This is a genomic window from Aliidiomarina sanyensis, from assembly GCF_003987175.1.
GTDB lineage: Bacteria > Pseudomonadota > Gammaproteobacteria > Enterobacterales > Alteromonadaceae > Aliidiomarina > Aliidiomarina sanyensis.
This window is the reverse complement of record NZ_PIPM01000001.1, coordinates 15,205-29,294: the sequence shown is the minus strand read 5'-3', so window position 1 is coordinate 29,294 and position 14,090 is coordinate 15,205. Positions and strand designations below refer to the sequence as shown.

The window sequence follows — 14,090 nt, the reverse complement described above, 5'->3', positions numbered from 1 at the left end:
AGAGATTTTAGTTTTTAACTAGGACAGGAAAATGAAAACTTCAGCGTTTATTGTGATCGGATTACTTGCCTTTGTGGCCCTAACAGGATGCGGAAACTCATCAGCAACCAACGTGCAAGCCTCTGCCGCGGAACCGCGGGAACGCGGTGTGCCCGTTGAAGCGGTTACCGTCGAGCGCGGATTAATACGAGCCAGCTTCCAAGCAAGCAGTGTGCTCGAAGCTGAAGAAGAAACCGACGTGATCGCCCGTGTCAGTGGTGTAATTACGGAAATTTATGTAGAAGAAGGCGACTTTGTTGAACAAGGTCAGCCTCTTGCGCGCATTGAGTCTTCTCGCTATCAACACAGCCGCGACCAAATTGCTGCGGAGTTCCGTGGTGTTGAAAAAGAACTTGAGCGGATGCAACAGTTAGCCACGCAACAAATGGTCAGCAAAGAGACCCTTGAACGGCTAAACACGCGCTATGAGGGACTTCGTGCGCAATTAGCACTGGCCGAACTTGATTTATCCGAGGCGGTTATCCGCGCACCGATTTCTGGTCATATCGCGCAGCGCTTCGTCCGGACTGGCAACATGATTCAAGCCTATCAACCACGTGCCCTCTTCCACGTCGTAAATGACCAAACCTTGCGCGCCACCATTCACCTCCCAGAGCAAGCCCTCTCGAGTGTTCGGGTTGGTCAAAATGCGCGGATTAGCTTAAATCAAACTGGCCTGACACAAATTGATGCACAAGTCGCTCGGATCAGCCCCGTTGTTGATGCAACATCCGGGACTTTCCGTGTTGTCCTCAGCATTCCCAACGAAGCCCATGAATATCGCGCAGGAATGTTTGCCCGCGTGCAGCTTCATTATGCCGAGAAAGACAATGTGGTACGGATTCCACATCATGCACTGATTCGCATCGATCAAACTGCGTATGTTTTCGTTGTGGAGAACGACAAGGCCGTGCGCAAAGCAGTGATTCCAGGACTGCGCGAAAATGGCTACATTGAAATAATTGAGGGAATTGATGCGGGCTCCACATTAGTGGTGACCGGCCAAAACACCTTGCGTGAAGATGCTCGTGTTGAAGTGATTGCACTGTAAGGACCACCGAAATGAGTCAGAATAATAAGAAATCTGGAATCGCCGCGCTAGCCGTCCGTCGCCCAGTTACCATCGTGATGTTTACGCTTGCGATCGTCCTCTTTGGTATTGTGAGTCTTGGCCGCTTACCGGTGAATCTGTTGCCCGACCTAAGCTACCCTACGCTCACAGTGCGTACAGCCTACCCCGGTGCCGCCCCGAGTGAAGTCGAACAACTGGTCAATCGCCCCATTGAGGAAGTTCTCGGTACCGTCCGTGGCGTACGAAGCATCACGTCGTATGCACGGGCTGGTCAATCGGACGTCGTCCTTGAATTTGCATGGGGAACGCAAATGGATATGGCGGGCCTCGAAGTCCGTGAAAAGTTAGATACAGTGCGCTTACCCCTTGACCTTGAAAAACCAATCATTCTTCGTTTCAACCCGAACCTTGAACCCATGATGCGTTTCGCGCTGAATCAACCGCAAATCAGCAGCCCAGGTGAGATGCAGGAAATGCGTCGGTTTGCCGATGAAGAGTTAAAGCGGCAGCTAGAGAGCATTCAGGGGATTGCTGCGGTGCGTGTCGGCGGTGGACTTGAAGACGAGGTCCAAATTCTGATCGATGAGCGTCGCGCCAGCCAACTCAACATCGATGTACAAACTGTCGTGTCTCGGCTTCGCCAAGAAAACCTCAATCAAGCAAGTGGCCGCGTTGAGACCAACACGCTCGAGTTTCTCGTGCGGACAGTGAATCAGTTCCAAACATTAGACGACATTGAAAATATCTATATTGCCACAAGAAATGGTGCGCCGATTCAGCTGCAGGATATCGCGACGGTCCGCAGTGGGTTTAAAGATCGAACGTCAATCAGCCGAGTCAACGGCCGTGAAGCAATTGAAATAAATATTTACCGAGAGGGCGATGCCAACACCGTGCGTGTTGCGAACGAAGTGCACCGTCGCTTGCCCCAAGTTCGCGGACAGCTTCCTCGTGATTACCAACTTGAACTGCTCAACGACCAATCGACATTTATTCGCAATGCAATTGCTTCGGTACAACAGAACGCTTGGATCGGTGGTCTATTGGCCATGGGCGTCATATTTCTCTTTTTGCGACAAATACGCCCTACCTTAATTATTTCCGTTGCAATCCCAGTCTCAGTCATTGCCACCTTCCTGTTTATGTTCATGAGTAATTTGAGCCTGAACATGATGTCTCTCGGTGGCATCGCCCTTGCGATTGGACTTCTCGTCGACAACGCGATCGTTGTGCTCGAGAACATCGCACGGCGACGCGAACAAGGCGATGATGTAAGCGATGCGGCCATTCATGGTGCACACGAAGTAACGGGCGCGATTATTGCGGCTACGTTGACCACGCTCGCTGTGTTCATTCCACTCATTTTTGTCACAGGCATGGCTGGGCAGCTTTTCACAGAACAGGCCATTACGGTCAGTGTAGCGCTTCTTGCGTCTTTGGCCGTCGCACTGACGTTAATCCCCATGCTCGCAAGTCGCAAAGGCTCGACTGAACTGCAATTTGAACCGGCCGCTCAACCAACAGCACGCTCGGCGCCCCCAACCCGTCGCGGTGTGTTATTTTGGTTGAGCTGGCCCGTTCGTTCTTTGCTGCGTGGAGTATTCTACTGGCTTCCAGTACTTGTTTTGCGTGGGCTTCGGTTGTTCATTGCTGGGCTCGCTTGGGTCGGCCGCATGGTGACTCGACCATTCCTGTTTGCCGTAGACCGAGTTCTCGAAACCACCAGCCGGGCGCAACAACATGCGCTTCAAAAAGCCCAAAAGAAACCCTGGCCATATTTTGCTGGATTTGCACTCCTTACCTTTGCGTGCTTCTTACTCCTACCACGGCTCGACGCAGAGCTTATACCTGCCATGGAACAACGTGAGTTCTATGTCGACATCGAACTTTCCCGTGGCACTCCGATTGCCCGAACTGATGCATTTTTAGCTCAATTTGCCGCAGCGTTTGCGTCAGATCCTCGGATTACACGAACCTACTCGATTGCTGGAACCGGCAGCTTGATGCAAGTCCAGGCCAACCAAGGGGGTGACTTCTGGGGGCGCATGCATGTCGTAACGGAATCTGGTTTGTCGCCCGAAGCTCGCCAACAGTTGATGCAAGACATTCGTGACTATCTCGCGCAACAACCGGACGTCCAAGCCCGTATCGACTTTCCAAGCCTCGTTTCAATGGATATGCCTCTGGTCGTCGAGCTGTATGGCTATGAGCTCGATCGGCTATTGCCAGTTGCTGCACGCCTAACGGATACACTCACGGAACATCCAAACTTTCGCGATGTGCAAAATGGACTGACTGCGGGGCAGCCGGAACTTGAAATTCAATTCGATCATGCGCGGCTTGCATGGGCCGGATTGAACGCGCCCGATGTCGCTCGCCTCATCAGTACCCATATTGGTGGGCAAATTGCGACGCGCTATCAAGTACTCGATCGGCAGATTGATGTGCGTGTTCGTCTTCCAGACGATGCCCGCCAAAATCCAGACGCCCTAGGTGATCTCATTATTAATCCAGGCGCAGAGGTCGAAATTCCACTTTCTGCGGTGGCCGAAATAACACGCGCCATCGGCCCAAGCGAGATCACTCGCCTGGGTCAGCAACGCGTGGCACTTATCACCGCCTCACCTGCAAATACCGACATTCGCAGTGCGCAAGAAGCGCTGAGTGTGATTCTCGCTAACTTACAACTTCCTCCTGGAGTCACTGCACGCCTAGGAGGGCAAGGTGAACTCTTAGCCGAGTCCTATCGCTCCATGGCACTTGCTCTAGGCCTTGCGGTTTTCTTGGTCTACCTGGTGATGGCTTCTCAATTTGAGAGCTTTGGACACCCATTGCTCATTATGTTCTCGGTTCCTCTTGCCGCTGCAGGCTCTGTGGTTGGCTTGTGGCTGACCAACACGCCACTCAGCGTTGTGGTCTTTATCGGTTTAATTATGCTCGCGGGAATCGTCGTCAATAACGCGATTGTTTTGATCGATCGAATCAATCAGCTCCGTCAATCTGGAGTTGAGAAACTGCAAGCAATTCGCGAAGCATCGGCGCAGCGCTTACGACCCATCTTGATGACAACTTTAACCACGGTGCTTGGGTTAACGCCGCTCGCGCTCGGTATCGGCGAAGGCGCAGAACTCAGCGCCAGCATGGCCATAGCTGTCATGAGCGGTTTGCTTTTCGCAACACTGTTGACACTCCTATTCATTCCACTGGTGTATCAGCTATTTGATCGCAAACAGTTTGATGGGGAGACATCGAATGCGTGATCTATCCGATATTTCAGCGCCCTTGGCTCGACTAGCGCTGCGTCGTCCGGTGACCATATGCATGCTGTTCTTGTCATTCTTGGTGCTCGGTTTGGTCTCAAGCCGTCTATTACCGCTGGAAAAGTTTCCTGGAATTGACATTCCGCAAATTGCTGTCGTCGTCCCCTATCCCGGAGCGACGCCTGCAGAAGTGGAACGATTGATTACACGTCCAATCGAGGAGGCACTCGCGACCATCAGTGGCGTTGTCGAAATGCGCTCGGAGTCACGGGATGACGCCTCGGAAGTGGTTCTAAACTTCAACTGGAATGACCCCATCTCAGCGCGTGGGATCGAGGTTCGGGAGGCCATTGATACGGTTCGTCATACCCTGCCTGCTGATGTCGAACGGATTTTTGTCTATCAATTTAATACCGACGACATGGCCGTCATGCAGCTACGTATCTCCAGTGACCGAGACCTATCCATGGCATACGATCTCATCAACCGGAACCTGAAACAGCCGCTGGAACGTGTCGAGGGAGTCTCTCGCGTGCAATTATTTGGGGTGGATCAACCAGAAATTATCATCCGTCTCCGACCCGATGCACTCATTGCCACAGGACTTTCAACCCTCGACATTACGCAGATCCTCAATCAAGCCAACTTTACGCTCAATGCAGGTGCGGTCGAGACGGACCGAGAGCGAATTCAGGTCAAGCCGGTCGGCGAGTTTCGTAACCTAGATGACATTCGCCGTCTGCCGGTTACAGCACACCTGACCCTCGCAGATGTTGCAGACATTGGTTATGAACTACCTCGCCCTCGCGCTGGAAGGTCATTTAACCAAACCTATGCGATCGGAATTGATATCTACAAAGAGAGCAGTGCTAATCTTGTCGACGTTGCGCGGGCCGCCACGCAAGTGATCCAGGCAGCGGATGGGCATCCAGAATTTGCAGGTATCTACCTGATGACCTTAGATAATACAGCGGAGAGTGTCACGACCTCCCTGCGTGATCTGCTGGCTGCGGGGCTGCTTGGTGCCGTGCTTTCCATCATTGTGCTGTATTTATTCTTACGGGATTGGCGAGTCACTGCAGTCATTGTTCTTTCGGTGCCGATTGCCCTGTTCCTGACGATGGGATTCATGTATTTACTGGGCTACAGCCTCAATATTCTCTCGATGATGGGACTGATGCTAGCGGTCGGGATGCTGATAGATAATGCGGTGGTAGTATCTGAGAGTATCAAACAAGAACAACAGGACGCGTTTGCACGGGGTGAAACACCAAACAAAACAACGATTGAGTTAGGTGCAGGGCGTGTTTCGCTCGCCATCATCGCAGGAACGCTCACCACAGCTATCGTGTTCTTGCCGAATATTTTTGGCGAAAAACAAGAAATCACGATTTTTCTTGAACACGTTGCGGTCGCAATTTGTATTTCACTCCTCGCATCACTGCTGATTGCACAAACATTAATTCCGCTCCTCTTAAGCAAATTGATCACCAATGGGCAGCCCACAGCTGCCAGTGATGGGCGCGTGAAACAGATCTACTTACACTCGCTTCGTTGGAGCCACCGGCATCCGCGTTGGACAACAGTAATCATGCTTGCTCTGCTGCTGAGCACTGCTATTCCGTTTATCCAAGTGAGTGGAAATCAGACTGATATGGCGTTCAATGACCGCCTCTTCATGAACTATTTTGTCACAGGTCAATATAAACTTGAGCAGGTGGAAACCGATGTGCATCGGCTCGAAGCCTATTTATATGAGCATCGTGAGCGATTCGAGATCGAGCATGTTTATAGCTACTACACCCCCGGCTACGCAATGTCCGTCATCCTTCTCAAACCGGACCGCACGCTCTCGGTATCGGAGATTCAACGTCGGATTCGGGCCGATATGCCTCCGCTCGCTCGTTCACGCCCCGTCTTTGGGTTTCAGGGAGGAAACACCAGTGGCGTCCAAGTCACGCTACAAGGACGCTCAACCGCTGAGCTCGAGCGACTTGCAGACCAACTCATCCCACAGATGAGTCAAATTCAAGGTCTTACCGACGTGCAAACTGCAACGCGTAATGCGCTTGATGAAATTCAAATTCACCTCGACCGCGCACAACTCGAGCGATTTGGTTTATCAACGCGACAGGTAGCCGATCAGGTTGATGTCGCCTTACGAGGACGCAATCTGCGCTCGTTTCGCCATCATCCGGAAGGGGATATGCGAATTCAGGTCACTTTCCCTGATTCCATTCGACGCGATGTACGGGAGCTTGAGACCCTGATCGTAGGTCAGGCCGACGGCCAGCTGATCACCTTGAATCAAGTCGCTGAGTTTGAGCAAGTGGCGCAATTGGGTGCGATTCGCCGGTTTGATCGCAGAACAGCCGTCCGAATCACCGCCAATCTTGACGAGATCTCGCTGTCCGAGGCCCGTGCGGAACTACAAAATCTCTTCGGATCGATTGAGCTTCCTGCGGGAACTTCTTGGTCCCTGGATGGCGGATTTAGAACCCAGCAACAGCAGAACCAAATCATGCTGGTGAATATGTTATTGGCCGTGGCGCTCGTGTACATGGTGATGGCAGCGCTATTTGAATCCCTGCTACTGCCCTCTGCGGTCATTGGCTCACTCCTCATGGCAATCTGTGGTGCTTTTTGGGGATTACTGTTTACGGGTACATCGCTCGATGTCATGGCGCTTATCGGGCTCCTGATTCTGATGGGAATTGTTGTAAACAATGGCATTGTTCTGGTCGATGCAGTAAATCAACAGCGCGCAGCCGGCGCCGCACTCGAGACTGCGCTGATTGAAGCTGCGTCACGGCGCGTGCGCCCGATTCTCATGACAGTCGCAACGACTGTGCTTGGAATGCTCCCATTGGCGATGGGGAATACACAAATCGGTGGCGATGGTCCGCCCTACGCGCCGATGGCCATTACCATCATCAGCGGGCTGATTTTTTCAACTATCACGAGTCTCTACTTTGTGCCGCATGCATACAGTCGCCTCTTGGCCTGGCGCGCTTACTGGGCTGATGTTTGGCAACACGCTGGAGGCCCCTTGCGCGCACCAACCAAATCAAGTGAAAGCAACCCATTAAGTTAGGAGAAAATAATGCAAAAAATGGTTCTTATTAAAACCACCATCCTCGCCGGTCTGATTGCCACAACCCTTACCGGGTGCGTGGTTGCTGTCGGCGGGGATACCCGCTCATCCCGCGGGACAGAATCAAATTGGGAGCGACAAGAACAGAAGAACCGCGAGGCCATTGCAAAGCTCTCGCCCGGCGCTTCGGTCAACTCAGTCATGCGCACCATGGGAACTCCCGATTTCGACGAATTTGTGGTCGTTGATGATCGCAGTTACCGAGTGTTGTACTACCGCACGCATCGAGTCACTGCCGATGGGATGACAACGCGGGATGAATGTACACCTCTGGTGTTTCTAAACGGCGAGCTCGTCGGTTGGGGTGAATCAAAGCTTCGTCTCATCCAAGGTTAAGGAAAGCATCGCGCCCGAGACGATTGCGCTTGCATTCATCGCGCGGCATACTGGCGCCTCGAATTTTGTCGGAGCGCCAGACATGCCAATCCTCATTTTAATGACCCTCGTATGGGCATTCAGTTTTTCGTTGATCGGTGAGTATCTCGCTGCTGATGTCGACGCCTACATCGCGGTCTTTATTCGGATGGTACTGGCCTGTGTCCTCATTGTTCCTTTCTTGCGTATCGGCCAGACTCCCACAAAAAAACGTCTCTACTTGATGGGCATTGGCGCCATTCAGATCGGCTTGATGTACCTGCTGCTTTACCATGCATTTTTATATATTAGTGTGGCGGAAGTGCTGTTATTTACGATTTTTACGCCGCTCTACATCACCCTGCTCGATGAACGCGTGCTCAACAAAAAGCAACTTCCCTTGGCTTGGTGGATTGCGGCGCTTATCTCGGTTATTGGCGCAGGATTGATTCGCTATCAGGGTTTATCCGTCGGATTCATCACTGGATTTGTGCTTATTCAAGGGGCAAACCTGTGCTTTGCATTAGGTCAAGTCGCCTACAAACGCCTTGAGCTGGGTACTCCACGACAGCAGCTTCAGCACTATGGCCTCTTTTTCGTCGGAGCGACGATTGTCAGTGGACTCGGTATGCTGTTGTTTGCCGATTTCAACCGCACGCCAACGACAACGGTTCACTGGATCGTTCTTCTGTGGCTCGGTTTAGGCGCCTCTGGGGTCGGCTATTTGCTGTGGAGCATTGCCAGTAAGCGAGTGAACATCGGACAACTGGCCACGATGAACAACGCACTAATTCCCGCGGGTCTCTTAGTTAATTTTGCCTTGTGGGGACAGGATGTAAACTGGCCTCAGCTCATTCTTGGTGGCACTATCATTGTGATTGCCGTCGTCATTGCATCGCGCGTTCAGCCCAATCGACGTCACGGAACAAACACGAGCGACCCAAGCAAGGAGAATATTTAAGGTGGAAGATACGAAGCGAACGGATGGATTCGATATTATTGGTGATGTTCACGGGCACGCGGACAAACTGATTGGGCTTCTCGAGACCCTCGGTTATCAGGAACACAATGGCGTATTTGGTCATCCAAGCCGTCGCGCGATTTTTATTGGTGACCTCATCGATAATGGCCGTCAAAATTTGCGGGTGATGCAAATTGTAAAGGCCATGCATGATGCGCAAACGGCCCATGTCATCATGGGGAATCATGAGTTTAATGCGGTCGGCTTCGCAATTCCGCGCCCTGGGGGTGACGATTTTCTCCGTCGCCACATTCCCGAAAATGTCGCTCATCATATTGAGTTCTTGGAAGAGATTCCTGATCCGGTGGAACGACAACCATGGTTAGATTGGTTCAAAACCCTTCCGCTTTTTCTTGATCTCGGTCCATTCCGTGTCGTTCATGCATGTTGGCACGAGCCTTCCCTGAACGTGCTGAAACCCTATTTAAATGCGGATAATAGTCTTCTTGAGCATGCTTGGGTGCCTGCATTTGACGAGTCACATGCGCTCTATCGTGCAACCGAAACTGTACTTAAAGGCGTTGAAGTAGACCTTCCAAAAGGCGTTTCCTTTCGTGATCATAAAGATAAAGAGCGCTGGCAGGTTCGTATTTCTTGGTGGGAAACAGCACCCGAGTCACTGGCGGCGATCGCGCATATTCCGAATCCAGCGCGCAACAAAGACGCCCTGAATGCACTCGCGGATTTAAGTGCCGATCCGACCGTTCTCGAGGAATTTTCGTATCGAGGAACGAAGCCGGTTTTCTTTGGTCACTACTGGATGAAAGGAGAACCTCACCTGCAGTCTCCTTTGTGTGCTTGTGTTGATTATTCGGCTGGTCGCAACGGTCCGTTGATGGCCTATCGTTGGTCGGGCGAAACGGTTCTCAATCCAGCTCACTTCGTGGGGTTTCTGCCGACGGCGGATTAATACCATCGCGCCATACGTTGAAGCGGGCATTTTGCTGCGCTTCAACGGCCAGAACGACCCGAGCGATTTCGGATTGATAAATACTGTGTAAAGCAGCCACTAATCGCACTTGCTCCTCTCGAATCGCCTCCAGCATTTCCTCCCGCATGACCGCACGATTCCGATATTCGTCAAGTTCAACCAGTGCAAAATCCGCAGCAAGTGCAGCGCCTGTTCCGAGCACAGCAACGCAAATCGGTCCACATATGGAACCCGTTGCAGCGCCTCCGGCCGTTGCTGCAGCGCGAGCGCCTGCTCGACGAAAAATCTGCGCGAGCGCACGCCGCGTTCCAGCCCCAGCGGTCAAGCGTGCTCCGATCCCTACCAAGGCTCGCCCACCCAATAACGTGCCGACTGCGGCTCCCGAACCAACGCCAGCAGATGCCAAGTCAATCGAAAGCGGTGCCAATCGAATGTTCTGGAGTTCACATTCTGCCCGTTGCTGAACCTGAGTCATCCAACGCTCATGCTGCCGAATCAAGCCGGAGAGCGCGGCAGCGTATTCCGCATCAAGGCTTCGTTGCAGCCGTGTGAGTTCCGGTGATAATGCAGCGGAAAGCTGCGCTTCGAGGCGCTCGGCAAGCCGTGTTGCAAACGCTTCCTCAGTCATGCTACTCGCCAATAACATCCCTAATTGCTGATATTGACCTCGAACACTAAAGTTCCAATCTAGAAACTGGTCAACCGCCTGTTCTGCGGGTCCAAAGGCACGTTCAACCTCACGTACAAGTTTCGCCTCAAGTGCTCGATTCAGCTCCCTTTCTCGTCTTCTCAGTTGCGATTCACCTTCCGCGGATAGCTGATCGATTTCGGCTGTGAGCACGTCAGGTGCGCAGGGATCATCGATCTGACCCGGCGTGCTTGACTCGGAAGACATTGCTCGGTCGGTTCGGGCTTGACGTTGTTCCCACGCATTCGGACCAAGATACACCAGCATAGCGAGGAGTACCGCCGGAGCGAGAAGCCCAAGCATAGATCCCCACACCATAGGTTTTCTGTCCAAAGCCGCTGACTTATGGATACGCCCTTGTTGTCCGGGCAATACACTCGCCAGTAACAAGACGCCGATCAATCCAAGCTTGAGCGCATTCAAAAGAAACACACCGAACCAGAGAATGAACTGGGTCCAAGGACTGAGAAACACCGGAAACTGTTGGGCACTTTGTAAAGCAAACCAAAGCAAATGACGCAGCACTGCATCCACTTGCAAGAACGCTCCTAAGCCTGGAATGCGTGTTTCCGATCGTTCTGACCAAACCTCATGGAGCACTGCAGATAATTCCCGCCCCCGAAGATCAGGTAGATCGAGAAAGAAGAGATGCCAAATGGAGAGACCAACCGCAACGAGCCCAACACTCACCCACAAACTGAAACGAACCTGCATTAACTTGGCCACGTGATCGGTGAACTGGCGACAAAACCGCTCACGTGACAGGGTATAGACAAGAGCGAATAATAACACCCCAACCGCTACAGCAATCCATTCATCAAGACGCATCCGAATACAAAAGATCAACACCGCGATGGCCAGCAGCCATGCGCTAAGTGCATGCACAAACTGTGTGAAGAATCCGTCCCAGAGCCACTGCTTCAACGCACTGTTTTCGCGTAAGGCATAATTAAGTAAAGCATGCCGTCGAATCAGACGCGTTTCGCTTAGATAGTTAAAATACATCCATGCAAAGGCTCCCACGACAAGCAAAAGTCCCCATGCAGGAAGGATTTGATAGCCCCGCCCAATACCGAGCCAACCAAGACTTCCGATAACCCCCAGAAGGAGAAAGAACATGAGAAATTTTCTGAACAGGACCTGCATACATCTCCTCGTGCATTAGGAATCGTTCAATTGCGAGAAGTTGGACAATAAAACTTTACAAATGACACAGCTTGTTACAAAATTCTAACACGTGGCTCGCGACATTCACGTAGAATGTCCGCCACATCATTATCCCGGAGTTCAATATGGAAATTTTGAAAAAAGTTTTCGGTCGAATCGGTGCTGTCTTATCAGCGATTCGCCGCTACACTGCCCACGTGTTGACCGTGGTTGTTATTGTCCTGGTTTTAAGTGCGATTTTCTCCTCTACCGATAAAGTCGAGGTCCCAAAGGGTGGATTGTTAGTCCTTGCCCCAACTGGGGTTTTAGTTGATGAGGCTACAAGCATTAACCCATTCGACAATCTATCGGACACCCTACTCTTTGGAACTCCGCCGGCACAGCAACCCGTTCATGAAATTGAGCGCGTTCTTGCCTACGCTGCGACCGATGATCGTATCGCCGGGGTCTATCTTGACCTTCGCAACTTTGGCGGTGGCGGTGTCAGCAAGCTCATCCGTGTCGCCAATGCAATCGAGCAGTTCAAAGCCTCGGGTAAACCCGTATATGCCTATGCGGATTTCTTCACGCAAAGTCCATACCTGCTCGCAAGCCAAGCAACTGAGGTTTTTGTCAGCCCAATGGGCGCCGTCGAATTTACGGGCTTGGAGAGTCTGCGACCCTACTACAAAAGTTTACTCGAAAAACTGAATATCAATGTCCACGTCTTCCGGGTCGGCGATTTTAAATCAGCCGTCGAACCCTACATCCTAGACGGTATGTCAGATGAGGCGCGCGACAATTTGGCAATTTGGCTAAATGAGTTGTGGGATGAGTATCTCGCAACCGTGCAGCGTAGTCGTGACCTTGATCCGCGCATTGTTTCAGGAACCGAAGCTGATTTTATTGCTCTCCTTGAGGAGCACAACAATGACTTGTCGCAGGTCAGCGTTCACGCAGGGTTAGTCGATGGACTCAAGCATCGCCACGAAATGACCCAGTTCTTGGTGGATATTGCGGGAAGAGATGAGGATACCAAAGGGTTCCGCGGCATTCGTCATCAAGATTATCTCACGACATTGCCTGTCGCCATTCAGCAAAGAAACACACAGACTCATGGCTCGAGTACACAGGTTGCGGTGATTCAGGCCACTGGCGTGATTGTCGACGGCCGCGGTAGTCCAACCGAAATTGGCAGTGACCGCATGGCTGAGGCACTCCGCAAGGCTCGTTTTGACGACAATGTAAAAGCCGTGGTTTTGCGGGTCGACAGCCCCGGCGGAAGTGCCATGGCTTCAGAAGTCATTCGTCAGGAGATTCTCATGTTGCGTGAGGCCGGAAAACCCGTGGTCACCAGTATGAGTACCGTTGCTGCATCCGGTGGATATTGGATCGCTGCCGGCAGTGATTACATCATCGCTGAGCCGACCACCATCACCGGTTCAATCGGTGTATTTGGGATGATTCCTCTAGTCGATGGCGCGTTAGCGGACATCGGGATTCACTACGACGGTGTAAAAACGACTGAACTGCCTTTTATGACCATCACTAAGCCTCTTACTGCGAGCTTTGAACGCATGCTCCAATCAGGCGTAGATCAAATCTATGACGATTTTCTGTCATTAGTGGCGGAATCTCGTGGTATGTCCGTTGAGGAAGTCCATGAAGTGGCGCAAGGAAAAGTATGGTCCGGCAAACGCGCATTCGAGCTCGGCCTCGTGGATGCGCTTGGTGGCGTTGAGAATGCAATTGAACGCGCCGCTGAGCTTGCAGAGGTTGAAGACTACGCCGTGCTGTGGCCAGAGCGGGAGTTATCATTCCGTGATCAGCTCCTGCAAAACCTCTTCAATTCCCGCGCTAACCTACGCAGCGATGATGAAATTAAACAGTTGATGCAGGATGCAGCGTCCTCGTGGAGTTTGTTCCGTCAGTACAACGACCCGCGCGGCATTTATTTGCGCTGCCAAGAGTGCGTGACACGACCTTAGTTTTCTAACAACACGTCGAGCAGAAAACCTGTAAAGGGGCCGAGGGCCCCTTTTGTTTATTTTTTACCCAAAAGAAATTCAGGTTATCCATAAATCGATTTCATGCGAATTTTTTCCACTTCGATCGTGCGTTTCGATATAATACGCGCAATCCCAAGGGATTAAGAGAAACAGAGCTCTCTTTCGCGTTAATATATTTTAGTCGTGAGTGCCGAACGGCACACTGAGGAGTGGACCATGAATGAAGAAATCCGTAAGAACCTGTTAGCCAATGTCATCATTCCCGGCGTTCTAACAGTCGCTGGAATTATCATCGGGTCTGTGTATCTCTACTTGTTCGTACTCTAAGCCGCTAGTTTGCAGCCTAACGGCAATCTGAGTCGATGACCTCGCGAGGTCACACAGGACATATCCCGTCATACAAAAATCCCGCAGCG

The 14,090-nt window shown here is 51.8% G+C and carries 8 protein-coding genes; 7 read left to right on the top strand and 1 reads right to left on the bottom strand.

Features of this window, described 5'->3' with window-relative positions:
- Window positions 1-31 precede the first annotated feature (31 nt).
- From CWE11_RS00095 to CWE11_RS00070, 6 genes are all read left to right on the top strand, one after another.
- The gene (locus CWE11_RS00095) at window positions 32-1,090 is read left to right on the top strand and encodes an efflux RND transporter periplasmic adaptor subunit (RefSeq protein WP_126775569.1); all 1,059 of its coding nucleotides are present in this window, start codon (window positions 32-34) and stop codon (window positions 1,088-1,090) included.
- Between the two features lie 11 nt (window positions 1,091-1,101).
- Window positions 1,102-4,371: an efflux RND transporter permease subunit gene (locus tag CWE11_RS00090; protein WP_126775568.1), complete on the top strand. Its 3,270-nt coding sequence runs from the start codon at window positions 1,102-1,104 to the stop codon at window positions 4,369-4,371.
- Entirely contained in the window at window positions 4,364-7,465 is a 3,102-nt protein-coding gene (locus CWE11_RS00085; RefSeq protein WP_126775567.1) for an efflux RND transporter permease subunit, read from the top strand. The genes CWE11_RS00090 and CWE11_RS00085 overlap by 8 nt, the downstream gene beginning before the upstream one ends.
- A 9-nt stretch (window positions 7,466-7,474) precedes the next feature.
- The gene (locus CWE11_RS00080; protein ID WP_198675550.1) at window positions 7,475-7,861 is read left to right on the top strand and encodes a DUF3192 domain-containing protein; all 387 of its coding nucleotides are present in this window, start codon (window positions 7,475-7,477) and stop codon (window positions 7,859-7,861) included.
- A gap of 82 nt (window positions 7,862-7,943) precedes the next feature.
- Window positions 7,944-8,840 (top strand): EamA family transporter, encoded by an 897-nt coding sequence (locus tag CWE11_RS00075; RefSeq protein WP_126775566.1) that lies wholly within the window; start codon window positions 7,944-7,946, stop codon window positions 8,838-8,840.
- Window position 8,841: 1 nt separating this feature from the next.
- Window positions 8,842-9,810: a metallophosphoesterase gene (locus CWE11_RS00070; protein WP_157981263.1), complete on the top strand. Its 969-nt coding sequence runs from the start codon at window positions 8,842-8,844 to the stop codon at window positions 9,808-9,810.
- Here CWE11_RS00070 and CWE11_RS00065 read toward each other — a convergent pair.
- Window positions 9,767-11,665 (bottom strand): hypothetical protein, encoded by a 1,899-nt coding sequence (locus CWE11_RS00065; RefSeq protein WP_126775564.1) that lies wholly within the window; start codon window positions 11,663-11,665, stop codon window positions 9,767-9,769. The genes CWE11_RS00070 and CWE11_RS00065 overlap by 44 nt on opposite strands.
- Before the next feature lie 146 nt (window positions 11,666-11,811).
- Between CWE11_RS00065 and sppA the strand changes: the two genes are divergently transcribed.
- Window positions 11,812-13,653 carry a signal peptide peptidase SppA gene (gene sppA / locus CWE11_RS00060; RefSeq protein WP_126775563.1) on the top strand — a complete coding sequence of 614 codons (1,842 nt, stop codon included), beginning with the start codon at window positions 11,812-11,814 and terminating at the stop codon, window positions 13,651-13,653.
- Window positions 13,654-14,090 lie beyond the last annotated feature (437 nt).

Bases quoted from the DNA above. Each gene is read 5' to 3' on its own strand.
- CWE11_RS00095 (WP_126775569.1), top strand. From the start codon at position 32: ATGAAAACTTCAGCGTTTATTGTGATCGGATTACTTGCCTTTGTGGCC.
- CWE11_RS00090 (WP_126775568.1), top strand. From the start codon at position 1,102: ATGAGTCAGAATAATAAGAAATCTGGAATCGCCGCGCTAGCCGTCCGT.
- CWE11_RS00085 (WP_126775567.1), top strand. From the start codon at position 4,364: ATGCGTGATCTATCCGATATTTCAGCGCCCTTGGCTCGACTAGCGCTG.
- CWE11_RS00080 (WP_198675550.1), top strand. From the start codon at position 7,475: ATGCAAAAAATGGTTCTTATTAAAACCACCATCCTCGCCGGTCTGATT.
- CWE11_RS00075 (WP_126775566.1), top strand. From the start codon at position 7,944: ATGCCAATCCTCATTTTAATGACCCTCGTATGGGCATTCAGTTTTTCG.
- CWE11_RS00065 (WP_126775564.1), bottom strand. From the start codon at position 11,665: ATGCAGGTCCTGTTCAGAAAATTTCTCATGTTCTTTCTCCTTCTGGGG.
- sppA (WP_126775563.1), top strand. From the start codon at position 11,812: ATGGAAATTTTGAAAAAAGTTTTCGGTCGAATCGGTGCTGTCTTATCA.